This window comes from Sporolactobacillus terrae DSM 11697 (assembly GCF_000648615.1).
GTDB lineage: Bacteria > Bacillota > Bacilli > Bacillales > Sporolactobacillaceae > Sporolactobacillus > Sporolactobacillus terrae.
Genome location: NZ_JFZC01000042.1, coordinates 14248 through 36544 on the forward strand (window position 1 = coordinate 14248; position 22297 = coordinate 36544).

22 protein-coding genes and 1 riboswitch are annotated in these 22297 nt (G+C 47.3%); of the genes, 12 read left to right on the forward strand and 10 right to left on the reverse strand.

What is annotated here, in order from left to right:
* Nucleotides 1-4 precede the first annotated feature (4 nt).
* Nucleotides 5-379, forward strand: coding sequence for a DnaJ family domain-containing protein (locus AA84_RS0109490; RefSeq protein WP_028976995.1), 375 nt, complete (start codon nucleotides 5-7; stop codon nucleotides 377-379).
* Nucleotides 380-422: 43 nt separating this feature from the next.
* On the opposite strand, the gene AA84_RS0109495 is transcribed toward AA84_RS0109490, so the two are convergent.
* Complete coding sequence (locus AA84_RS0109495; RefSeq protein WP_028976996.1) at nucleotides 423-1085, reverse strand: cupin domain-containing protein; 663 nt, start codon at nucleotides 1083-1085, stop codon at nucleotides 423-425.
* Between the two features lie 153 nt (nucleotides 1086-1238).
* Here AA84_RS0109495 and AA84_RS0109500 point away from each other — a divergent pair, with 153 nt between their 5' ends.
* Together AA84_RS0109500 and AA84_RS18390 are read left to right on the forward strand one after the other, a co-directional pair.
* Nucleotides 1239-1601, forward strand: coding sequence for an MmcQ/YjbR family DNA-binding protein (locus tag AA84_RS0109500; protein WP_028976997.1), 363 nt, complete (start codon nucleotides 1239-1241; stop codon nucleotides 1599-1601).
* Nucleotides 1602-1685: 84 nt separating this feature from the next.
* Nucleotides 1686-1772, forward strand: a riboswitch (cyclic di-GMP riboswitch).
* Between the two features lie 36 nt (nucleotides 1773-1808).
* On the forward strand, nucleotides 1809-2708 hold the full coding sequence (locus tag AA84_RS18390) for a CAP domain-containing protein (protein ID WP_028976998.1): 900 nt from the start codon (nucleotides 1809-1811) through the stop codon (nucleotides 2706-2708).
* 52 nt (nucleotides 2709-2760) lie between these two features.
* On the opposite strand, the gene AA84_RS0109510 is transcribed toward AA84_RS18390, so the two are convergent.
* Nucleotides 2761-3531, reverse strand: coding sequence for a MerR family transcriptional regulator (locus AA84_RS0109510; RefSeq protein ID WP_028976999.1), 771 nt, complete (start codon nucleotides 3529-3531; stop codon nucleotides 2761-2763).
* Nucleotides 3532-3761: 230 nt separating this feature from the next.
* Here AA84_RS0109510 and AA84_RS0109515 point away from each other — a divergent pair, with 230 nt between their 5' ends.
* The 3 genes from AA84_RS0109515 to AA84_RS0109525 all read left to right on the forward strand — a co-directional run bounded on the left by AA84_RS0109515 (nucleotide 3762) and on the right by AA84_RS0109525 (nucleotide 6163).
* Entirely contained in the window at nucleotides 3762-4679 is a 918-nt protein-coding gene (locus AA84_RS0109515; RefSeq protein WP_028977000.1) for a permease, read from the forward strand.
* Nucleotides 4676-5524: a TIGR03943 family putative permease subunit gene (locus AA84_RS0109520; RefSeq protein ID WP_028977001.1), complete on the forward strand. Its 849-nt coding sequence runs from the start codon at nucleotides 4676-4678 to the stop codon at nucleotides 5522-5524. The genes AA84_RS0109515 and AA84_RS0109520 overlap by 4 nt, the downstream gene beginning before the upstream one ends.
* A gap of 129 nt (nucleotides 5525-5653) precedes the next feature.
* A complete protein-coding gene (locus AA84_RS0109525) occupies nucleotides 5654-6163 on the forward strand; it encodes a type 1 glutamine amidotransferase domain-containing protein (protein WP_028977002.1) in 510 nt (169 codons plus the stop codon).
* Nucleotides 6164-6263: 100 nt separating this feature from the next.
* On the opposite strand, the gene AA84_RS0109530 is transcribed toward AA84_RS0109525, so the two are convergent.
* The 4 genes from AA84_RS0109530 to ade form a co-directional block, all read right to left on the reverse strand.
* Nucleotides 6264-7085 carry an arginase family protein gene (locus tag AA84_RS0109530; RefSeq protein WP_028977003.1) on the reverse strand — a complete coding sequence of 274 codons (822 nt, stop codon included), beginning with the start codon at nucleotides 7083-7085 and terminating at the stop codon, nucleotides 6264-6266.
* Between the two features lie 399 nt (nucleotides 7086-7484).
* Complete coding sequence (locus AA84_RS0109535; protein ID WP_028977004.1) at nucleotides 7485-8342, reverse strand: LD-carboxypeptidase; 858 nt, start codon at nucleotides 8340-8342, stop codon at nucleotides 7485-7487.
* 14 nt (nucleotides 8343-8356) lie between these two features.
* Nucleotides 8357-9733, reverse strand: coding sequence for an RsmF rRNA methyltransferase first C-terminal domain-containing protein (locus AA84_RS0109540; protein ID WP_028977005.1), 1377 nt, complete (start codon nucleotides 9731-9733; stop codon nucleotides 8357-8359).
* A gap of 12 nt (nucleotides 9734-9745) precedes the next feature.
* Nucleotides 9746-11503, reverse strand: coding sequence for an adenine deaminase (gene ade / locus AA84_RS0109545; RefSeq protein ID WP_051577920.1), 1758 nt, complete (start codon nucleotides 11501-11503; stop codon nucleotides 9746-9748).
* A gap of 56 nt (nucleotides 11504-11559) precedes the next feature.
* On the opposite strand from ade, the gene AA84_RS19015 reads away from it, so the two are divergent.
* Nucleotides 11560-11703, forward strand: a complete 144-nt coding sequence (locus tag AA84_RS19015; protein ID WP_160168714.1) for a hypothetical protein — start codon at nucleotides 11560-11562, stop codon at nucleotides 11701-11703.
* A 167-nt stretch (nucleotides 11704-11870) separates the two neighbouring features.
* Here AA84_RS19015 and AA84_RS0109550 read toward each other — a convergent pair whose 3' ends face one another.
* Entirely contained in the window at nucleotides 11871-13667 is a 1797-nt protein-coding gene (locus AA84_RS0109550) for a M3 family oligoendopeptidase (protein ID WP_028977007.1), read from the reverse strand.
* Nucleotides 13668-13785: 118 nt separating this feature from the next.
* Between AA84_RS0109550 and AA84_RS0109555 the strand changes: the two genes are divergently transcribed.
* The 3 genes from AA84_RS0109555 (at nucleotide 13786) to AA84_RS0109565 (ending at nucleotide 15816) form a co-directional block, all read left to right on the forward strand.
* A complete protein-coding gene (locus AA84_RS0109555; RefSeq protein WP_028977008.1) occupies nucleotides 13786-14244 on the forward strand; it encodes a low molecular weight protein-tyrosine-phosphatase in 459 nt (152 codons plus the stop codon).
* A gap of 120 nt (nucleotides 14245-14364) precedes the next feature.
* The gene (locus AA84_RS0109560; protein ID WP_028977009.1) at nucleotides 14365-14925 is read left to right on the forward strand and encodes a hypothetical protein; all 561 of its coding nucleotides are present in this window, start codon (nucleotides 14365-14367) and stop codon (nucleotides 14923-14925) included.
* Between the two features lie 39 nt (nucleotides 14926-14964).
* Nucleotides 14965-15816 (forward strand): YihY/virulence factor BrkB family protein, encoded by an 852-nt coding sequence (locus tag AA84_RS0109565; RefSeq protein ID WP_028977010.1) that lies wholly within the window; start codon nucleotides 14965-14967, stop codon nucleotides 15814-15816.
* 34 nt (nucleotides 15817-15850) lie between these two features.
* On the opposite strand, the gene AA84_RS0109570 is transcribed toward AA84_RS0109565, so the two are convergent.
* Nucleotides 15851-17776, reverse strand: a complete 1926-nt coding sequence (locus tag AA84_RS0109570) for a heavy metal translocating P-type ATPase (RefSeq protein ID WP_028977011.1) — start codon at nucleotides 17774-17776, stop codon at nucleotides 15851-15853.
* Nucleotides 17777-18103: 327 nt separating this feature from the next.
* Between AA84_RS0109570 and AA84_RS0109575 the strand changes: the two genes are divergently transcribed.
* On the forward strand, nucleotides 18104-18562 hold the full coding sequence (locus tag AA84_RS0109575) for a VanZ family protein (RefSeq protein WP_028977012.1): 459 nt from the start codon (nucleotides 18104-18106) through the stop codon (nucleotides 18560-18562).
* On the opposite strand, the gene AA84_RS0109580 is transcribed toward AA84_RS0109575, so the two are convergent.
* Both AA84_RS0109580 and AA84_RS0109585 read right to left on the reverse strand, forming a co-directional pair.
* Nucleotides 18553-18990: a TlpA family protein disulfide reductase gene (locus AA84_RS0109580; protein ID WP_028977013.1), complete on the reverse strand. Its 438-nt coding sequence runs from the start codon at nucleotides 18988-18990 to the stop codon at nucleotides 18553-18555. The genes AA84_RS0109575 and AA84_RS0109580 overlap by 10 nt on opposite strands.
* A gap of 235 nt (nucleotides 18991-19225) precedes the next feature.
* The gene (locus AA84_RS0109585; RefSeq protein ID WP_028977014.1) at nucleotides 19226-20434 is read right to left on the reverse strand and encodes an MFS transporter; all 1209 of its coding nucleotides are present in this window, start codon (nucleotides 20432-20434) and stop codon (nucleotides 19226-19228) included.
* 294 nt (nucleotides 20435-20728) lie between these two features.
* Here AA84_RS0109585 and AA84_RS0109595 point away from each other — a divergent pair, with 294 nt between their 5' ends.
* A complete protein-coding gene (locus tag AA84_RS0109595; RefSeq protein WP_028977015.1) occupies nucleotides 20729-21904 on the forward strand; it encodes a pyridoxal phosphate-dependent aminotransferase in 1176 nt (391 codons plus the stop codon).
* The last annotated feature ends 393 nt before the right edge of the window (nucleotides 21905-22297 follow it).

Consider the following 22297-nt stretch of genomic DNA (forward strand, 5'->3'; position numbering starts at 1 on the left):
GCTCATGGGCATTATTGAATCGATGGCCGAAGAAAAAATACAAGAAGGCTTGAAGCAAGGGGCCTTCGATCATCTTCCCGGCAAAGGAAAGCCGCTGCTTCTTGAAGATCTGTCGGCTGTGCCTAAAGAACTGCGTGCCGGTTATACATTGCTGAAAAATGCGGGGATGCTGCCTGAAGAGCTGCAGATCAGAAAAGAAATGGTGACGCTTAGCGATCTGCTTAAATGCTGTGAGGACGAAAAAGAACGTGCGAAGCTTACGCAGGAGCTTCGCTATAAGCGGCTTAAATTTAATCAGTTAATGGAGAAACGAACTCTGCGGCACTCATCCGTGTTTCGACGCTATCGCGATCGTATTTTCCATAAGTTTCGCTTTTAACTTCTTCAAACGCTCTAAAGCATTAAGTGGGGGTCGTTCACCCTCAACGCTTTTTCCAAATGGACAGCAGCGGCCCTTGTTCTCCATAAACCGGGTCCTGTTTCGCTTTTCCCACCTTACTGATGTTTTCTTTATATTGCGGACTTTCCTTCGTTTGCAGATCATAGTCGCGCCCATCCGGGTAGCCGCCGGCTATTGAAAAATCATTGCTTGCCGAAAGGCGCTTATGACCAGTGCCTGCCGGAAGCACAACGACATCGCCGGCTTTCACTTTGAAATCTTTCCCTTGTTCACCGCCGAGTCTAAGTGTTGCCTCCCCGGAAATTACACCAAGGACTTCATGCGAGGTACTGTGAAAGTGGTGATACGGAAAGACGCCGTCCACCCAGTTGTTGCCCCAATTATTCTTTTTGAATGTGTTCACGATCTGATCCGTTCGACCTTTGAAAGCGCCAGGATAAATCAGCACTTGAAAATAGGGATTGTTGGGAATCGTTCCGTCATCTTTGAAGGTGAAGGTCTGAACCTTGACAAATTTTTGTGAACCCTTCGTACGCGATCCTGATGATTGATCCTGCTGCACAACCTTTGTATTCTGCGACTTGGATGCGGATGAGCTCGTGCTGTCGGAAGCCGCTTGTCCGCCGCCGCAAGCGGCGAGAAGGAGAAGTGGAGTGATACTAGCTGCATGAAACCATTTTTGCACATAAAGGACCTCCTCGAAATTTCATTCACAGTAAGTATAGCACCCAGAATATTAAGAGAATAATCATCTGCTTGGCGCCCTGATGGTGTGAAAAAATAACGCAGATTGCCGATAACTTATGATGAGGGACAAATTTTCTAGCGGAGGCGCGCGATGAGAACGGATTGGATTGATGCTTATTGTCTAGGGAAAAAAGGGGCCAAACAAGACTATAAGCAGGAATGGCAAGCGACGCGCGCGATGATCGGCGGCAAAATGTTTGCCATGCGTGGCGGAGATAAAAACGGGCAGCCGATCATAACGGTGAAGCTGCTTCCTGAGTTCGGCGCGCGTCTTCGAGAGGAATACGATGCGATTGTTCCTGGCTACTACATGAACAAAACGCACTGGAATTCCTTATACTTGGATGCCGATGTGTCGGAGGAACTTCTAAAAAGCATGCTTGATCAAAGCTATTCGCTCGTGTTGCGTTCGCTCAGTAAAAAAATGCAACAGCAAATTGAAAACAAAGCGTGATGCGTCCGCGTACACACCCGATTGAATTAAAAAACAAAGAGTTTGAGAGCATCATGTCAATTGAATACTTTAGAAATGCATCTGTTTTCTAAAGGGCAAAACTGTTGAAAAGCAGTGACGCAAAGCTTCAGGTCTAAGGTGAGAAATCGCTAAGATGGCTGGGCTGCCGTATTTGATGATCAAACGTAAATGAAGAGAGGTTTTTTTATGCGTTTTTTTAAGTATGCTGTATCGGGTTTACTCGTCCTTTTTCTTATCTTTTTCATCTCGTCAAATGCAGACATCGTTTCTTTAAAATCAGCCCATGCATCAATAAGCAAATCACATCTGCAAACGAAGCAGTCGCCTAAAGCAGAAAAAAAGACTGATCCTGCAAAGAAAGCAACCAAGAAAGCAACCACAAAAAAAGCAGCGAAAAAAACGAAGGCTGTGAAAAAAGTGGCAAAGAAGAAAGCAACGCCAAAAGCTGCAAAGAAAACAGTGAAAAAGAAAACCGCTCCGAAGCAGAGCGCTGCAAGAAAAACAGCGAAACGAATAAATAAGAAAACGGTCGATCAACCAAAAAAGACAAATGCAAAACAAGCGCATCACGCGGTTCATCAGCAAAGCAAGCCTACTCCAGTTGCAAGCCAGGCAGCAGCGGCCGCAAAACCTGTTGCTGCTCAACCTCACCCCCAGCCTCAAGCGCAACCTGCATCAGCACAAGATAACCCATCGGTTGAACAGCAGATTGTAGGTCTCGTCAATCAAGTGCGCACGCAGAATGGCCTCGGCAGCTTGCAAGTGAAAGCGGAATTGACGAATGCTGCACGTCAGTGGAGCTCAGGGCAATTCGCGAACGGTGCGATGAGCCATGGCATGATGAATTTTTCGCGGACAACGGTTGCCGGACAGAATGTTGCCTATGCCAAAGGCGATTTAGCAACATTCGGATGGGATCAGATTTGGAGTGCACAGGCGACCATGGATGGCTGGATGAATTCGCCGGAGCATCGTGCCAATATTTTAAAACCTGACTATAAATACATTGGTGTTGGTGTCATTTATGGTCAGAAGAATGGCAGCTCAGACGGTTGGGCATTCTTTACTCAAGATTTCTCCGATTAACCCCTAATGCAAAAAGAGGCTTGGCTCTCGTTAGAGTGTCCAAGCCTCTTTTTTAGTTTTGTTGCGTGTAGATGTTCACTGCATCGCGCAGCATTTTTGCAGCTCCGTTTGCAAGACGGGTGTCGTAATAACTGGTGAAACGCGGATCATCCACATACATTTGTGCGAGCCCTGCATGCGCTTCTTTTGAATAGGTTCCCTCTGGCCAGAAAAAGAACAGCCACTGCCGATGAAGCGCTGCGGCCTTTTGCGCAGCCGTGCTGGCTGGGTCGTTAAGCTGCATCGCTGCGCGCAAGTTCTCGAACATTTCTTTTTCAATCGCTTGTGTTTTTTCATAGTCTGTCTGGCTTAAACCAGCAAATTGTTTATTCGCTTTTTCAATCGTCTTCTTACCATAGTTTTCACGAATTTCTTTACCATATTGACGCTCATTTTCTGCTAACTTTTCTTTCTTGAACGCTTCAAACTTTTCTTGATCGGTCATCTGCATCGCTCCTTTTTGTGCGGCAAGCGTCTGTTCAACCGTTCGGATCAGCTGTTCCAGATGCTGTTTCTTCGCAATCAGTTTCTTGTGATGATCAGTGAGAGCATCTCTGAGATTAAAGTTCGGCGACTTCAAGAGTGAACGAATCTCTTTCAGACTGAACGCGAGTTCGCGATAAAAGAGAATCTGCTGCAGCAGATCAACTTGTTTCGGCCCGTACACCCGATAGCCGGATGGATTGATTCGCTCCGGTTTCAGCAGATCAATTTGATCGTAATAGCGCAGTGTACGGGTACTAACGCCGGCTAAATCGCTCAGTTGTTTAATTGTATAGTTCATTTAAGAATGCCTCCTGACAGGGTTTATACTACGCCTTAACGTTACGTCAATCTCAAGTGTTTTCTTGAATTTTTTTTAGTCAATGATTTTTTCGTGATTCGCGCGCCTCTGTGTTTTGTCAGATCCAAAATGTGGTGGTAGACTTTAAGAGGTCTTGAAGCATGTGTCGTGTTAGCCCCCACTTTATCGAATAGTTATTCTATCAATGGGAATGTGATCGGAGTGATCGTGTGTTCACGGATTCATTTTTGCAGTTAAATACGATTTTTATCAGCATTATTATTGAAGCGGTTCCTTTCATTATTATTGGTGTTTTTATTTCGGCAATCATCCAAATGTTTGTTTCCGAAGCGCTGCTTGCACGCATTATTCCGAAAAACCGCTTCGGTTCGGTTGTGTTCGGGACGTGTATGGGCTCGCTGTTCCCGGCATGCGAATGCGGTATTGTACCAATTACCGAGCGGCTGGTGCGGAAAAAGGTGCCGCTGCAGGCAGCAATTGCCTTTATGTTGGCCGGCCCGATTATCAATCCAGTCGTCCTGTTTGCAACCTATATTGCTTTCGGAAGCAGTTGGCAAATGGTCTTCTATCGCGCCGGACTTGCATTTGCAGTATCGATTGCCGTTGGTCTGCTTGTCTCCTATTTGTTCCCGGAAGATCAGCTCCGCGACTATGTGGACAAGAAGGTTAGCCACTATCATCATCATGAAGCGAATCAGCCGGCGCGCCGCATTACCTTTTTCGATCGCTTTAAAGGAACGATGGATCATGCCGTTGATGAGTTCTTTTCGGTGGGCAAGTATCTTGTTTTCGGCGCGTTGATTGCTGCCGCGATGCAGACCTATATTAAGCAGAGTGTACTGCTGTCGTTTGCCAATACGCCGGTGACTGCGATTCTGATTATGATGGTGCTGGCGTTTATCATGTCACTTTGTTCCGAGGCAGACGCATTTGTCGCTTCATCATTTCGCAGTATGTTTCCGCCGGGACCGCTGACCGCATTTCTGGTCTTTGGTGCAATGGTGGACATTAAGAATCTGATCATGATGCTTTCCACGTTTAAAAAGAAGTTCGTCGCCGCACTGATTGGCTGCATCTTTGTCTGCGTTTTTGTCGGCGCCTTGCTGATTTCAGGAGGATGGTTATGATTCGTTTTCTGATACTCTTTGGTTTTGCCTATCTTTTCCTTCACTTGCATTTAACTGGCGACATCAGTAAATACATCAATATGCGCTATGGGTATCTGTCTTTTTTAATGATTTTCATTATCGGATTCATGGCGGTCTATCAACTGGTGAAGTGGAACATGGAAGGCAGCAAGCAGCATCATACCTCGGAAAAAGCGCTTTTCGGTCATGACCACAGTCATGAGAACAACACATGGTGGAAAAAAACGGTCACTTATGTGCTTGTTATTTTCCCCATTTTAACGGGTTTGTTCCTGCCGGTTGCAACCTTGGACTCGAACATTGTCCGTGCAAAAGGTTTTCACTTTGCTGAAATTGACAATGACAAGGATCAATATGCCAATCATCAGATTCTGAAACCGGACACGAGTCAATATTATGAGAGCAGCACGTATAAAAAGATGCTGCGGCAGGATATGGAGAAGTACAGTCAGCTGAATCAGCTGGATCTGAATGATGATAATTATTTGCGCGCGCTTGAGGCGATCTACAATTATCCAGGTAATTTTACCAATAAGCATATTTCGATAATGGGATTTGTCTATCATGGCGATGCGTTGCAAAAGAATCAGCTGTTTCTGTTCCGATTTGGCATTATCCACTGTATTGCCGATGCTGGTGTGTTCGGATTGATGGTTCAATTTCCACATGCTGTCACGTATAAGGATGATACATGGATTCGCGCGCAAGGAACATTGTCTGAAACGTATTATTCACCGTTTAAACAAACGATTCCAGTGTTGAAGGTGAATGCATGGCATCAGGTGCAGAAGCCGAAGTCGCCGTACGCGTACCGCAAGTACTAAGCAAGCAGATTTGTTGCAGCTGCTTTTCGATCGTTTCTATAATAAAAGGTGAAGAAAAACTTTTCCAGCTGTATAAATGACCTGTGGTGCGGAAAAGGTATTTGAAGAAAAAGGTAAGGAGGATTTTACATGACAAAAAAGATTGCTGCAGTACTTGCTGATGATTTCGAGGACGTTGAATTTACCGAACCAGCAAAGGCGTACAAAGAAGCTGGGCACACGGTGACTGTAATTGGAAAAACAAAAGGGGCGACAATACACGGAAAACATGGCGCAAAGGTTACAGCGGATGCTTCAATTGATGACGTAAAGCCAAGCGACTTTGATGCGCTGCTGATTGCCGGCGGCTATTCACCGGACAACCTTCGTGATGATGACCGCTTTGTGGCGTTCACCAAGGCATTTATGGATGACGATAAAGCGGTTTTTGCGATTTGCCATGGTCCGCAGCTGCTGATTACAGCTGACGCTGTGAAAGACCGCAACATTACCGGATACAAATCGATTGCCGTTGATTTGAAAAATGCCGGCGCTAACTATAAAGATGAAGAAGTTGTTGTCTGCCATAATCTTGTGACAAGCCGTACGCCTGACGATATCCCGGCGTTTAACCGGGAAAGCCTGAACGTATTAGCCTAACTGCTTTGTGGCGATGAAGAACCCGCGTATATTCCGACCTTACGGAATATACGCGGGTTTGTTTGTGTAGGGAAAAACGGTTCTTTTTTGGATCAACCGCCTACATCACATGTTTGGACGAATCCGTGACAGGATACACCGGCACAGGCTTTCGCAACGCTTGATGCCGGATAAAGGCTTGTGCAATTGCCCAATTGCTGCGTTCGTTCCGATGAATCCATGAGCACATTTGCTGATTATAGCGCTGATGCGGGCGTACCGGCCACTCGCCGCATACATCAAGCCCTTCGATTTGTTTGCATTCAATCAGCTGATCGAGCAAATGCACTAGTGTTTTGATCGGCAGCGTCCCTTGGCTCCAATTGGTTTTCGCATCGCGTTCGGATAAAAGATCTTTATCAACACTGATATAAATCGCTTCTGTTGGAATCAGTGCAGCGAGCCGATGCGCAGAAGGCAAACCCCGTTCCGGAAAAATGGTGACAAGATGGCGTTCAGAAAGAGAGACATCCCGTGAACGTACCGGCTCGGGACCGATGATCATCACTTTTTTCAAATGGGTGAGTTCAGACAATGCATGCCGTACCCATGAACCGCATGAAAGCAGTGAGCCGATGCTTCCTTCCTGCAGGTCGGTATGATGGTCGAATAAAACAAGCGTGAAGGGATGCTGAATCTTTCTAAGTTGTGCCAATGTGGCGTAATGATAATTTCCGCTGCCCCAGAAGGTCAGCCCGCAATCGGGAATCTTGTTCATTTGTTCGCAGATCGAAGCAAAAGCCTCGGGTGAGCAATATAAATGGGTACCGCGCAGCTGTGAAAAATCAATCCAACGATGCGGTAGCCGAGTAAGCAGCTTCTGCTGCTGTGTATAAGTTCCGTCAAAATTGCAGAAAGTAATTTGCTGATGCAACAAAGTCATGAACACGCACTCCTCAATTGAATCAAACCGATGATTTTAGATAAACCGTTTACATATATAGTTATAGTTTAATGCAATTTTTGAAAAAAGGAAACATTCGCCGCAGTGCAGCTTCAACCACGAAAAAATCATGCTGCGATAAGTGTAAAAAGCAAGGGGGTTATTCACTTATAGGGTAAGCGCTTGCATTGGGTGTAAAAAAGGATCCAAATGATTATGAAACAGAAATGTCTGTTCGCGCACAAGGTTGATGATTCAAAACGGTATTTGGAGCAAAGGAACTTTTGCTAAGTGTAAGGAATCTTTCGCTAAGTACGCATACGTCCTGTATCAACGCGAAAGTCACCGCATCTTGCGGAAGTAAAAACCGGGCTTTTTTTTGCCCGGTTTTTCTCAAAATTACAGTGTAAGCGGTAAACCGATTGGCAGACAGCGAGCATCTTCGCCATGACCAAGTTGTTCGGTTTTTGCCACTGGCAAATGATAGCGATCGGTAATTTCAAGGACGAGCGTCTCAATCAACGGGGTGTACGGTTTGGCTTGCATTTCTGAGAAGGTGCCAAGCAGGATGCCGCTGCATTGCTTAAATACCGATAACTGATCCAGCTGTGCGAGTAAAGAAGCCATCCGTGCCGGACCGCCGCCTAAAGCTTCCAAAAACAGAATTTTATCGGTTGGATTTGGAAAATAGTGCGTACCCGCCAGCTTTAAAAAGCAGCGGATATTGCCGCCGATCACGATACCGTTCATTGAATGACCACGCAGCCAGTGCAGCGGAATATCTGAAAATGAATGGGCGCTCATAAAGGATTTTTGGAACACGCCTTTTTGCTGGTCAGCAAAAGCTCCAGCTAAGTTTTTAATCCGGTAATGGTACGCGGGCTGATCGGTGCATGCGTAGACGGCATTATTGATGACCGACAGATCGCTGATGCCGACGAAGGGAATCGCTGCGCGACGAATTATCTCAAAATCAAGATCGGGCAGGATTTGATTGGCACTGTCACCGCCGGAGATGTCGAAAATAGCTTTGATTTTATTCGATTGGTAAAGGCGCATCAATTCTGAAGCACGTGCTTTCGCTGAACCACTAAAGGGTGATCCGTTTTGTCGAAAAATCGTTTTCGCTTCGATAGGTGTTAAACCGAGGCTGATCAGTTGCTGCCTGATCATTTGCAGCTGGATTGCATCTTCTTGGCGAAGGCCGTCCGAACAGGAAATCAGTCCGACGGCGTCTCCTTTTTTCAATAGCGACATGTCTGTCTCCTCCTTTATTTAAGGCCTCTGCGTCGCAATCCTTTGGGATAACTGTTTTTTAACTGGCCACTGGCAGCTTTGCCCCAGCCTAGCGGATAGCCATCGATCGTAACAACGGTCCATCCTTTGAGTGTACGCGTAAGCGGTAAGGTCTCTCCGCGCAAATAGCTGTTCCACAGTTGATCAGTAGCCGACAATGCATAGCGATTTTGAAACTGATCCGAACGCAGCGCCAAGGCCAAGGCATGGTTCGGTTCGAAACGATTCTTTTTTTGTTCGCCAAGATGCAGCCCTGTCCGAATCACTTTTAACTTGCCTAAGTCGGGACAAGCGGTCGGAAGAAGGAAAAGTTGATGGCCGATCCAATCGAAGGTACCCGCTAACTTCTCGCGCAGGGTTTGTGCTTCGAATGTGCGATAATCATTTAATGTATTTTCTTTAGCCGGTACTGCTTTTTTTTGCTTTCGCGATGATGCGGAACCGTGTTTGCGCAGCTTTGCCACAAAATGGCCTTCCCCGCGCAGCAAATGCGGCCAGAGTCGTGCGGTTTTTGTTAATGTTTGATCATCATCCGCCCATTGTGGACGGCCATCCGACACACCCGCATATTTTTCAATCGGCAAAAGCTCAAGGTCGGGATGTTTTTTCAATAAAACGTGGATCATGCGTTCATCTTCTTCGGGCGCAAAGGTACAGGTGGAGTACACGAGCGTTCCTTCAGCACGAAGCATCATGTAGGCATGCTCTAAAATGTGTTCCTGCAGCGCAGCACATTCTGCGACATGCGCAGGACTCCAATAGGTTGCAGCTTCCGGATCCTTGCGAAACATGCCTTCACCGGAGCATGGTGCGTCAACGAGAACTTTGTCAAAATAGCCCGGGAAATAATCGGCTAATCGTTCAGGCATTTCGTTCGTGACGACTGCGTTGGTGATCCCCATTCGTTCAATGTTTTCAGAGAGCGCTTTGGCCCTTTTCGAGTAAGGCTCATTGGCAATCAACAAGCCGCTGTTCGCCATCCGGGCGGCTAATTGTGTTGATTTTCCCCCTGGTGCGGCGCAAAGATCGAGAACGCGTTCATCAGGCTGCGGCGCTAATGTATCGGCAACAAACATTGCACTTGGCTCTTGAATGTAATAGAGCCCCGCTTGATGGTACGGGTGCTTGCCCGGCGCATCCTCTTCTTGATAGTAAAAGCCATTGGAACAGAACGGGATGGGCTGCAGATGAAAACCACTCCGCGCGCGAAGCTGTTGCGGCTTGATCTTTAATGGATTGACCCTCAGGCCCAGGGCTCGATCTTGGTCGTATGTCGCAAAAAATGCGCGGGCTTCATCTTTGCCCATAAGCGCAGTCATTTTTTTTATAAACGTTTCAGGCAAAGCAGTCAAGAATAAACCTCCTCAATCAATGGGCACAGAGATGTGCTGAAATGCACGAACATCAAACAACCCGGTATCGGTCAGCTTCAGGTCGGGAATGACCGGCAGGCTTAAGAATGAGAGTGTCAAAAATGGATTGAATGAATCTGAAGCACCGAGCGAAATCGCGGCTTCATTTAATTCTTTTAATGCAGAAGCTGCTTCCGCCGCCGGCGAATCGGTCATGAGTCCGGCAATCGGCAGCGCAAGTTCAGCAAGAACGTTGCCATCGTTAACAACAACCATGCCCCCATCAATTGCTTTCAAATGTTCGGCTGCGGCGATCATATCGGAATCACTGCAACCAGCAACAACGAGGTTGTGGGAATCATGGGCAATGGTTGTTGCGATTGCACCGGATTTTATGCCGAAGCCTTTGACAATCGCCGTTCCAACTGTCCCCAATCCTTTATGGCGCTCGATGACAGCCATTTTTACATAATCACGATTGGGGGAGTAAACAAAATGATCATTCTGCTCCGGAACTTGCTCAACAAGATTACGGGTGACGAGACTGTTGGGAATAATGCCAATCACATGTGCTTTATGTGACGGACCAAGCGGAACAGCCAGCACATCTGCAGCAAGTGCCGGCCATTTCAGTGGGTGAGCCTGCGGTTTTATTGCTGAATGGGTATGATGGTGAACCGATTGACCGTTTTCAGCAATCCGCTTGCCATGCGCATAGACCTTTGATATGGAAAATTGTTCCAAATCATCAAGCAATAGAAAATTGGCTTCATAACCGGGCGCAACTGCACCTTTTTCCCTAAATCCGTAGCACTCGGCTGGATTGAGCGATGCCATTTTGATGCAGGTAATCGGATCCAAGCCGCTTTTGATCGCCATGCGTACATTATGATCGACACTGCCTTCAGAGATGAGGTCGTCCGGATACTTGTCATCAGTACAGAACAGGAATCGGCGACTATTGGTTTCATTCACTAGAGAAATGAGCTGCGGCAGATCTTTGGCGACTGTGCCTTGGCGGATCATCACATACATGCCGCGTGCGAGCCGATCTTTTGCTTCATCGATTGAGACACATTCGTGATCGGTACGAATGCCGGCAGCCTTGTATATATTCACTCCTTGTGCATCCAGTCCGGCAGCATGACCATCGATGCGCCAGCTGTGTTTTAAGGTCATGGCCAGTTTATCCACCATTTCCGGTTCAGCATTTAACACAGCTGGAAAATCCATGACTTCTGCAAGACCAAGGACCTGTGTATGGTTAAATAAGGGCTCCAAATCGTTCGCTTCAAGCGTCGCACCGTTATGTTCAAATGCAGTTGCCGGTACTGACGAAGGCAGCATGACATATAGATCAATGCTGCTTTCTTTCGCGCGCTCGAGCATAAAGCGAATCCCGTCCGCACCGAGAACGTTTGCGATTTCATGAGGATCGGTAATTGCTGCCGTCACGCCGCGTGCCGCTAGAACATCGGAGAAAGCGCCTGGCGTCAGCAGTGATGATTCAATATGGACATGCGCGTCAATCAATGCCGGGCAGATGTAACAGCCTTGCGCGTCAAGGATTTCATTTGCCGCGTAATCGCCGAGTCCGACGATCATGCCGTCTGCAATCGCCACGTCCGTTTCCAACAATTGACCGCTGAACACATCGATCACTTTTCCATTTTTAATGACGAGATCCGCCGGTTCGTTATGCGCGGCGACCTTGATCCGCCGAACGAGATTTTCTTTATTAACTGTCAAAAGTTCCAGCTCCTCTCTCATTACGTCCAAATATATAGACCATTATAACTGAATTGAAAGCGGATGGGGAAATGGACATGATTAATGTAAATTTACCGGCGAAGAAACAGCAAACCGCTACCCGAGCATTGGTCCATCCAACGATCCATTTTGAGACATGGCTAACACTGAAAAAGCTGCAAAATAATACATGCTGCCAGCCAGCGAGGGTGACAGCATGAAAACGATCATCACAAAACGCAAAAGTTAAGCGAAAACCCGAATTTAAAGCGAAACCATGATTTTACACATTCGACATAAAATGGTGCCTTGGCTGAGCATCAAAAGCGTTGATGCAAAACCATGAAGACACGGATCAACGAAACCCGTAAAAGTTAAAGCGAAACCCTCAATTGTTACTGGAGGTCAGCGCCAAAAATTCATCGACATCACGTATGATGTAGTCAAGGGCTGTACTCCAGAATTTTGGCTTTGTTAGGTCGGCGCCAAGATGACGTTTGGCAAGGGTTTCGGTCGTCATACGGCCGGTATCGCGCAGCAGGGCATCGTATTTTTTGGCAAATGCCGGTCCTTCCTGAAGTGCCTGGACGTAGATGCCTGTGCTGAATAAATAGCCGAACGTATATGGAAAATTGTAAAATGGCCAGTTTGTGATGTAGAAGTGCAGCTTAGACGCCCAAAATGTCGGATGGTATGTGTCCAGCTGGTTGCAAAAGGCTTCGCGCTGCGCTTCAGTCATCAGTTGATTCAAGCGATCAACGCTGACGGAACCGGCTTTGCGTGCTTCATAAAAACGTGTTTCAAACAAAAGGCGTGCATGAATGTTCATCAGCAAGGCGATGCTACGCCCAAGTTTATCGGACAGAAAGGCGATCCGTTCTTGCTTGGTCTTGGCCGCGGCTTGACCTGCGTCGCTGACAATCATCTCGGAAAATGTTGAGGCTGTTTCGGCAACATTCATCGCATAGTCTTGAGATAGGTAAGGCAGATCATTCATCAGCGATTGATGGTAGGCATGGCCCAGCTCGTGGGCAAGCGTTGACCGGTTGGATGTGCTGCCGTTGAATGTCATGAAAATACGGGACTGTCCGGAGAGTGGAAAACTGGTACAGAATCCGCCGGGACGTTTGTTCGGCCGGTTCTCCGCTTCAATCCAACGGTTTTCCAATGCGTTTCTCGCAAAGGACGCCATGTTGGGATTAAATGAAGCGAAATGCTTCACGATAAAGGATGCCGCTTCTTCATAGCTGATTTTCTCGCTGCTTGTTTGAAGCGGCGCATCAATATCATACCAACTAAGCTTGTTTAAATGCAGCAATGCCGCTTTCCGTTTCAAAAATGCGCTGAGCTTTGGCTTATAGGCTGTAACCGTTTCCCACATCGTGTTCAGGGTTTGCTTCGATATGCGATTATAGTCCAAGGGTTCATCAAGGACATCATCCCAGCCGCGCGCTTGGTATTCAGCGATTCGAAATCCAGCGATGTGGTTCAATGCGGCGGCAAACAGGTCGGCGCTATCCGACCATGCGGACTCCAGCGCCTGAAAGGCGGCCTGACGTACACTGCGATCAGCATCATTGAGCAGATTGTTTGCTTGGCTGACCGACATTGGTTCCTTTTTACCATGATGCACAACGGTGATCTCCATTTTACCGATTAACTGGTAGTACAGATCTTCCCAAGCGTGGTAGCCGTCAACAGCCAATGCGCTGATCAGTTGTTCTTGATTCGCTTCGAGTTTCTTATGGGACAACGTCCGCTTTTCGTTCAGTGAAAAGGAAATGGCGCGAAGCTGAGGTGCGTTTATAAGGGTCTGAAACTCATCATCGGCAATTTGCCTTAATACCGTTTCAAATAAGCTGTTCACTGCATCGAGTTCTGCGCCAAGGCTGTGCATGCGATTGTTTGCTTGTGCTGCCGCTTGGTCTTTAATGTTTTGCGCGGTCAAACATTCAATGAACGCCGCCGCTTCGTTAAAATGTTTGCATAACGATTCATAGCGTTCAACCAGTGTGGTAAAGGGTTGGACATCCTGACGTGTAAACGGCGTTTTTTGCGCTTCTAATTGTTTCCGTACGGCTTGGATCGCTTGTTCCAGTTCATTCAAAAATATCTGAAAACGCTTTGATCCGGATCCGCCTGCAAAAATTGAGTCGAGTTCCCATTGTTGACTGAGCGTGTTCATTCTTTTACCCTCTTTCTAGATCCTTTCTCATTGTAGCATAAGTGACAGCGGTTTAATCTTTGGCGTTTCTTGGCTTAACTGATATGATATAAGGAGACACAATAAGGAGCGAAAACGAATGCGTCTGCTTTTTGTATGTTTGGGCAATATTTGCCGATCACCAATGGCTGAGGCCGTGATGCGCGCTAAGATTGCAGCAACAGATCTTGCTCAAAAAGTCACGGTGGATTCAGCAGGGACCGGGAACTGGCATGTCGGCGAGCCGCCGCATCAGGGGACGCAGCGCGAGCTGAAAAAAGCGGCAATCCCCTATCATCAGATTCGCGCGCGACAGATCTCGACAGACGATTTTCAAACCTTTGACTTGATCATTGCAATGGATCGTCAAAATGAGCAGGATTTGCACCGTTTGGCGGCTAATACTAATCATAAAGCGAAGATTCGCCGCTTTATGACCTATCTAAATGATCAGCCAGAGCCGGATGTTCCTGATCCGTACTATACCGGCTGTTTTGACGAAGTCTTTGACCGGATTAATCGAGGAACAGACCGGATTCTTGAGACGCTGATTAAATAAGCGGCATCCCTTCACCACTATTTAGCATTTGCCAAAGTGCCTCATATTAATGCCCGCGTGTGTGCAGACTAAAGTTGTGATCCCAATAAGGATTACAGCACTGCGAGGAGGCAGAATCTGATGAGTGTTTATGGCAAAAGCCACATGGGCAAATTCATGCTGATCGGTGGTATGGTTGGCTGTGGTTTGTCGCTGATCGGCCGCGAGACACGATCGGTCTGGGGCCAGCGTTTAGCGACAAGCGCGAGCAACTGCGGAAATTTGATTCGTGCGATGTATCAGCATCCCGATCAAGTCGGCAAGTACATGCAAGTAACCGGCACACGGCTTAAGGGCATGGTTCGGGAAGTCTCTGATGATTTTCAACATATGATCGATCAAGTGGAAAAAGCGAGAACGAGTACAGGCGATACGTATCAATATGTGATGGAGGTCGGCGGCGAGCTGGCTGAGATGGCAGGCAAGATTAGACAATCAGGGAGAAATATGGTTAATTACCAGGAACCTGAACTGATCAGTGCTGAAACAGAGGCCATTCAGAGACTGGAAAATGAGACATCCGTACCGAATCCGGGAACGATACCTCATGTGTCCAAACGCACGTCATCCGTTTCCGCTGCGGAGTACAAGCACTCAGCAGCCCCGAACGGAACAAGTAAAAAGCCGGATCATCGCGCATAACACCATTCCTTGAGGAAACGAGACCGGAGATGGAGAACGGTGGGGAAACTAAAGTTCAGAGATCTATTTCTTTTTGCACGGTTATTGGGCAGACGGTTTATTGAAGACCATACAGTGGATTTAGCGGCAACATTGGCGTACTACTTTTTGTTGTCGCTTTTTCCGCTGTTTATTTTTCTGTTCGCTTTGATCCCGTACCTAGGGGTCAGCCAGGAGCATCTGATCGAGCTGGCGGGCATGTATCTGCCGCAGGAAGTCGTCAGTTTAATCGACCAAAATCTAGATACAGTCTTTACCAAGAGCGGCGGCCTGCTGTCCATTGGCGTGATTGCAACGCTTTGGCCGGCGTCAAGTGCGGTAAATGCGTTAATGCGGATCTTGAATCGTGCTTACCAGGTTGAAGAAACACGGCCCTTCTTTCTGACACGGCTGCTGGCCATGGGGTTTACGGTCTCCATGCTTTTCGCCATTGCGATGACCCTTGCGGTTAACGTTGTTTCTGCAGGAGTGGCACGCAGTTTATTTAGTTATCTGGGGATTTCGCATACCTTTGCGGAAATGTGGTCGGTGCTGAGCACACTCATCACCTTTTGCGTTATCATTGTTATTTTTGCTTTTCTTTACCGGCTTGGCCCAAATATGAAGCTGGAAATGCGGGAAGCGATGGTTGGCTCTGTGATTGCCGGCGTCAGTTGGCAGGTTGTTTCCTACTTTTTTTCATTTTATGTCCGCTCTTTTGGCAACTATTCGTCAACCTACGGGACACTGGGCGGAATTATTATTTTGATGCTATGGTTTTATCTGACGGCGATTACGATCATCCTTGGCGGACAGATTAACGCAATCCTTTATCAATTAAAAAAGCAAGCGAAAAACGGACCCAACCGATAATAAGTTGGACCCGCTTGTTATTTGGGCTTTCCGGTTATCCGCGCAACAGACGCAAACCGTTTAGGATGACCAAGATGGTGCTGCCTTCATGGCCGACAACACCGAACGGCATGGTCAGGAACTGAAGGAAATTGGTTGCCAGAAGAAAAACGATTATCGTCAAGGCAAAAGCAATATTCATCTTGACAATCCGGCTCATCTTCCGCGACAGCCGAACGCTATCTGCGATTCGGGTTAAATCATTTTTCATCAAAACGATGTCAGCGGTCTCCAGTGCAGCATCATTTCCCGCGCCCATAGCGATGCCGACCGATGCTTGAGCTAGAGCAGGAGTATCGTTAATGCCGTCGCCGCACATTGCGACGTGACCGTAAGCCTGATTCATCTTCTGAATTTCCATCGCTTTGTTTTCAGGAAGACAGTTGGCAATATAGCTGCTGACGCCGGATGCCTTCTGCACGGCTGCAGCTGTTTTTTCATTGTCACCGGTGATCATAACTGTTTTGATGCCGTATTTTTTCAGCGTACGGATCGCTTCTTTTGCCGAATCACGGATTTGGTCGACTAAGGAGAGGCAGCCGATCACTCTTCCTTCAGAAGCGATATAAACGACGGTTTCGTCATCGGGCATAATGGCAGGCTGCTCGAGTTGATGAAATGCTTTTAAAGCGTCTGTGTCCATCATTTCTTTTTTCCCGATCAGGTATTCAGTGCCGTGAACCCAGCCAACAACACCGAAGCCAGGCTTCACCTTGACGCGTTCTGCCTCAGGAAGCATGGATTGACCCGAAAGTCTTGCAGAATAAGAAACGATTGCTTTACCAAGCGGATGCGACGAATGATTCTCAATTGCTGCAATCCGTTTGATCAGCGCGACGTCGTCCAAAGTACTCGTGTTTATGAAGCGTGCAACCTCCGGCCTCCCCTTTGTCAATGTTCCGGTTTTATCAAAGGCAATTGCTTTAACAGAGGCCAACTGCTCCAGATGAACACCGCCCTTGATTAAGATGCCGCGGCGTGCGCCGTAAGCGATAGAGGAAAGAATTGCCGGTGTTGTGGAGGCGACGAGTGCACATGGTGAAGCCACAACGAGCAGAACCATGGCACGGTAGACGGTCTCGCCCCATGACCATCCAAATAGGAAGTGCGGCGCGAAAAGCATTAATGCAGCAGCAATCAAGACAGCTTTGACATAGCTGCGTTCGAATCGTTCAATAAATAACTGAGTCGGTGCTTTTGTCGTTTGCGCCGATTGAACAAGGTCGAGAATCTTGCTGAACAAAGCGTCCTCGCTCCGTTTTGTGACGCGGGCAATCACACTGCCGTCTAGATTCATGGTTCCGGCCATGAGCGTAGCACCAGCCTGCTTATATACCGGTACTGATTCACCGGTCATGGTTGCTTCATCAGCGGTTGTTTCCCCGGTAACAATTACTGCATCGCATGGAATCCGTTCCCCGGGTTTAATCAGAATTTGATCTCCAGGACAAATCTTCGTGACAGGCAAGATGGATTCCTGACCGTTCGCAATGAGACGGGCGACTTCAGGCTGCAGTTTCATCAGAGCAGCCAGAGCGTTCGTGCTTTTGGCTGTGGAATAGGTCTCAAGTGCGCCGCTCAATGCGAAGATGAAGATCAGGATCGCACCCTCAAGCCAGTGATTGATGCAGGCGGCACCGATGGCAGCGGTAACCATCAACAACTCGACGTTTAATTGACGTGTGCGAATGGTGGCGATGATCCCTTCTTTCGATTTGTAAAAGCCGCCGATGACATAAGCTGCCGGATAGAGCAGCCAGCTAAGCGGCACCTGCAACAGGCCCAGCAGATAGGCGCTCAGTGTCAAAAGGCCACCGGCAAGTGCTGCGATCAGTTCCCCGTGCTTTCTGTAAATGTTTTGTACACGCTCAAAGTAAGTCGGCCCGTTTGGCGCAGTTGTGAGCTTTGCCTCTTGCATCATAAAAAAACAGCCCCTTTAAAAACTACTTTTATTTTTAAATAAAATAAATACTAAATAATATTAATTATTTAAGATGCAACCATTTGGTGAAGGTTTGCAGGTGTTAAATTTTTAAATGAGAATAAGAATCATCGTTAATTACCCTAATAGCACGCAATGCTGCCGCCAATTCAGGCGACAGCATTGTTTGATGTGTTTATAATCATTTTAATTTAACTCACTTAAATTGTAGCCATGATCATCTGCTTTGTCTAGTATTTTTTATAGATGGATTTTAGACATAGATCATTTTCAATAGACATAATGATGAGTAGAGGAGGAAAAGCCATGCAAGGTGCGCAAACACACAAACAAAAGTTGATTTGGATGCTTTTTATTGCCTATTTGACCTTTCTAATTTTTGTGACGTTGTTCACACACAATTACTATACATACGGACGTTCACGTAATTTGCTGATTTTTAGCAGTATTCGTTTGATGCTGCGGAGCGGTAGCAGCGTTTTAATTGTTAAAAATATCTTCGGCAATGTCTTGCTTTTTCTTCCCCTTGGTTTTCTGATGTCGATCATTATTCCATCAAAAAGACGCTTCGGCTGGCAGATACTGTTTGCTTTCAGTATTAGTGCGCTCATTGAAGCATGCCAGTACTTTTTCGCGGCACGCATTTTTGACATCGATGATATTTTATTGAATACGGGCGGCAGTGTGCTTGGCTTTGTGATCTTTTTGCTTCTCCGGTTTATAAAGCGCAAATGCGTTGTTTTGTATTTTAATGGTCACAGATGAAACAAGTCATCAATCGTTCTTGCAATACGGTAGACGCCGCGTTCCCCCATGTGGTATTCAATCAGATGACCATCAGGAGCAAACAAGTAGTAGGCGGGTACGAAACGATTGGCGAACTGATCGGCAATCTGACGAGTGTTATCGATGAGCATCGGTTCGGTCAGCGCGTATTGCGCCGCTGTTTGCGCCACGTCACGGACATCTAGATCAGCAGGCGAAAGCGGCATATGGACAGCGACAACGTTTAGCCTTCCTTTGTATTTTTCACGAATGGATGTGACAACCGGGAACGACTTTTTACACTTGGCGCAACGAATTGACCAGAAGTGGATGAGTGTCGGGGCACCGAGAAGCTGCTCGCGGCTTGTTTTTTGATTCATCCAGTGGGTTGCCGCTGAGAGGTTAGGCATAATAAAGTGCTTTTTCACAAGCGATTCCCCCTAAAAGAACCATTTCGTCAAATGGTTTTGCTGCTCTGATAGATTATGCAACAGCAAGGAGAGAGGTTCATGCAAGCGCGTAGGGCTATCGTCTGTTTGCGATCAACCGAGACGCTCCGAGCGATTCACGCGCGCCGTGTCTCGAACGGACGGATTGAAGAAATGGCGACTATCACAGATTAGTACTCCCCAAATCCTACATTTTTTTATTAAAAAAAGAGTCTCATTTGTTTGAGACTCCGGCTGTTTTTTGGAAGCTTGAACCTTTTCTATGAAGTTGAATCGCTTGTACGGTGCAGCTGATCGAAGTGAGGAACAAGAGGAAAGAGACACCGTAAAAGAGGCCGCCGTTTGGCATGATATTAATCATCAGGTTTCCGCTGATCGGTCCGATCATTGATCCGATGCTGTAACAGATTGTCATAATGATGTTGCCAAGCGGAATTTGTGTTTTATCGAGCAGATCGCTGACAAAGCCCATGCTCATCGAATAAAGCGAGCCGACCATCAACCCTGCTGCCAGCAAGGTGAAGTAGATTCCGTAAAAATAGTCGCAGAGGACGCCGGTGAGAAAAAGGGCAAGCGTTCCAACGCATGTGATGACCGGCAACAAGCGATTGCGTCCCAACCGATCGCCAAGCATGCCGAGCGGAAGCTGCGTAATCAAACCGCCGGTGACGAATGCCGGGAGCAGCACAGACAATGCATTTAAATCGTAGCCGTGCCGGAGCGCGAAGATTGGAAAACTGTTGTTCAAAGAAGTCTCCAGAAATCCGAATGCGAACGTAACCATGAATCCGGACCAGGCGGCCGTAAGTACACGTTTATAACGCGAGAACAGCGTGCTGTTTGACGTAGACTTGTCCTCCATGCATTCAGGATACTCATTTTTCAGCAGAAAAAGCAGAAAAAGGACCAGTGTGCAAAAGATGCCGCTCGTCAGAAAGGGGACGGCGGTTCCATAATCCACGAGGCGGACGAGCATCGGGCCGACGGCAACCCCAATGCCAAACGCAAGTCCGTAAAAAGAGATATTGCGACCGCGGTGGTTGAGTGGGCTGTCAATCGTAATCCAAGTCTGCGCGGCAAAATGGAGCATACTGTCTCCCAAGCCGACACACAGGCGAAGCATGAACCAGAACCAGAGATTCATCCAAATTGGAAAAAGGAAGAGCGGCAAGGTGATCAGTGCAAGCCCGCCGATCAGAAAAATTTTGTATCCGACTTTACGCATCGGTTTTTCCATAAGCGGAATGGCGATCAGCATGCCGATGTAAAGCGATGTTGAGCCCAAACCGTTCCAAATTGATGAAACCCCGCTTCGTTCTAATAGCGATGAAACGAGCGGGAGCAGCATACCTTCGGCCGCTCCCGTAATAAAAACTGAAATAATGAGCAAAGAAAATTGAAATCGCTGATAGGTTGTGTTCATTCTCTGATGTCCTTCTTTTTTTTAGTGACCGCGGCATACACATTTCCGCCAAACACAAGTATACCTGTTTCCAAATCGTTTTTGTTCATGAAAAAAATCTGTTTTATTGCAATCGGCCACGACTTTGTCATAATTTAAGAAGCGCTGCGGTTTGCGACGTACGTTTTTCGACGCGAGGATGCAATGAGAAGCCTTTACAAATGCAGCAATATCGATGAAAATAGAGATACTGCAATAGTCAGGTTTTTCACTACATACAAAAAATTTATTATTAAGATTTGGAAGTGACAATAGATGGTTTACTTTGAAAAATCCGATGCATTGAAACGTTTGCCGAAACAGTTTTTTGCTGATCTGGTTGTAAAAACTAATGCGGCAATTGCCAAGGGCTACGATGTGATTAATTTAGGACAGGGCAATCCGGATCAGCCGACCCCGCCGCATATTGTAAAGTCGCTGCAGGAAGCGGCAGCCAATCCGCTTTATCATAAATACTCGCCGTTTCGCGGCTACGACTTTTTAAAGGAAGCGATTGCGACTTTTTACAAGCGCGAGTATGACGTTTCCATTGACCCGAAGACAGAGGTTGCGATCTTGTTCGGATCGAAAACGGGGCTGGTTGAAATCGGCGAATGTATGCTGAACAGTGGCGACACGGTTCTGATGCCGGATCCGGGTTATCCGGATTATCTGTCCGGTTTTGCGCTGGCTAATCTAAATATGGAAACCATGCCGTTGCGCGCGGAAAATGCCTTCCTGCCGGATTATGCCTCAATGCCTGACCCGCTTCTCGATAAAGCGAAGCTGATGTTCTTGAATTATCCGAACAATCCAACCAGTGCGACCGCACCGGCCGACTTTTTTGAAGAGACGGTCAAGGTTGCTGAAAAGTACAACATCTGCGTGCTGCACGACTTTGCTTACGGTGCGCTCGGGTTTGACGGCAAAAAGCCGCGCAGCTTCTTGCAAACACCGGGAGCAAAAGAAGTCGGCATCGAAACCTACACATTGTCGAAAACCTATAATATGGCCGGATGGCGTGTTGGTTTTGCGCTTGGAAACAAGAGCATTATTGAAGCGATCGAACTTTTTCAGGACCATTATTTTGTAAGTCTGTTCGGCGCGATTCAGGAAGCCAGTGCCAAAGCGCTGCTTGGGCCTCAAGACTGCGTGCGTGAACTGGTTCAACGTTACGAAACGCGCCGCAATGCTTTTTTTGATGCGGCAAAGAAAATCGGTTGGGATGCGGTACCGTCCCAAGGCTCGTTCTTTGGCTGGCTTCCGGTTGCAAAAGGCTTCACCTCCGAATCGTTTTTCGAGTATGTGCTGGACAAAGCCCATGTCGTGCTTGCACCGGGAGTCGGATTTGGAAAAGGCGGCGAAAACTACGTGCGCATTGGTCTGCTCAGCGAACCGGAACGCTTGACCGAAGCCGTTGAACGAATCGGTAAGCTGCATTTATTTGATTAATTAACTTTCACATACGATCGGGAGATACCGCATAACAAGCGGTATCTTTTTTGTAAGGGAAGAAAGTTATGTAGTCAAACTGATAACACAGTGTCTTGACCGAAAGCGGAGGTACTCTGGCGCCTGCGGGATCGCGCGTTGTTGATGCGTGCCAGCGAGACCCCGCAGATTTCTGTTTGTCTGAGGAGGCTCGCGGTGCGCCCGCGGCAAGCGAGTAACCGAAGCGGCGATTCAGCGCTGAAAAGACACGAGCCCATCACACATGGTTGGAGATTAGGGACCGGGCGCTTTTTGCCCGGTTTTTCTTACAGGTAAAGAAAGTATATGATTTTGGGGGTATCGCAGTGAATATGACTGTGATACCTTTTATTTATGAAACCTAATATTCTTAAA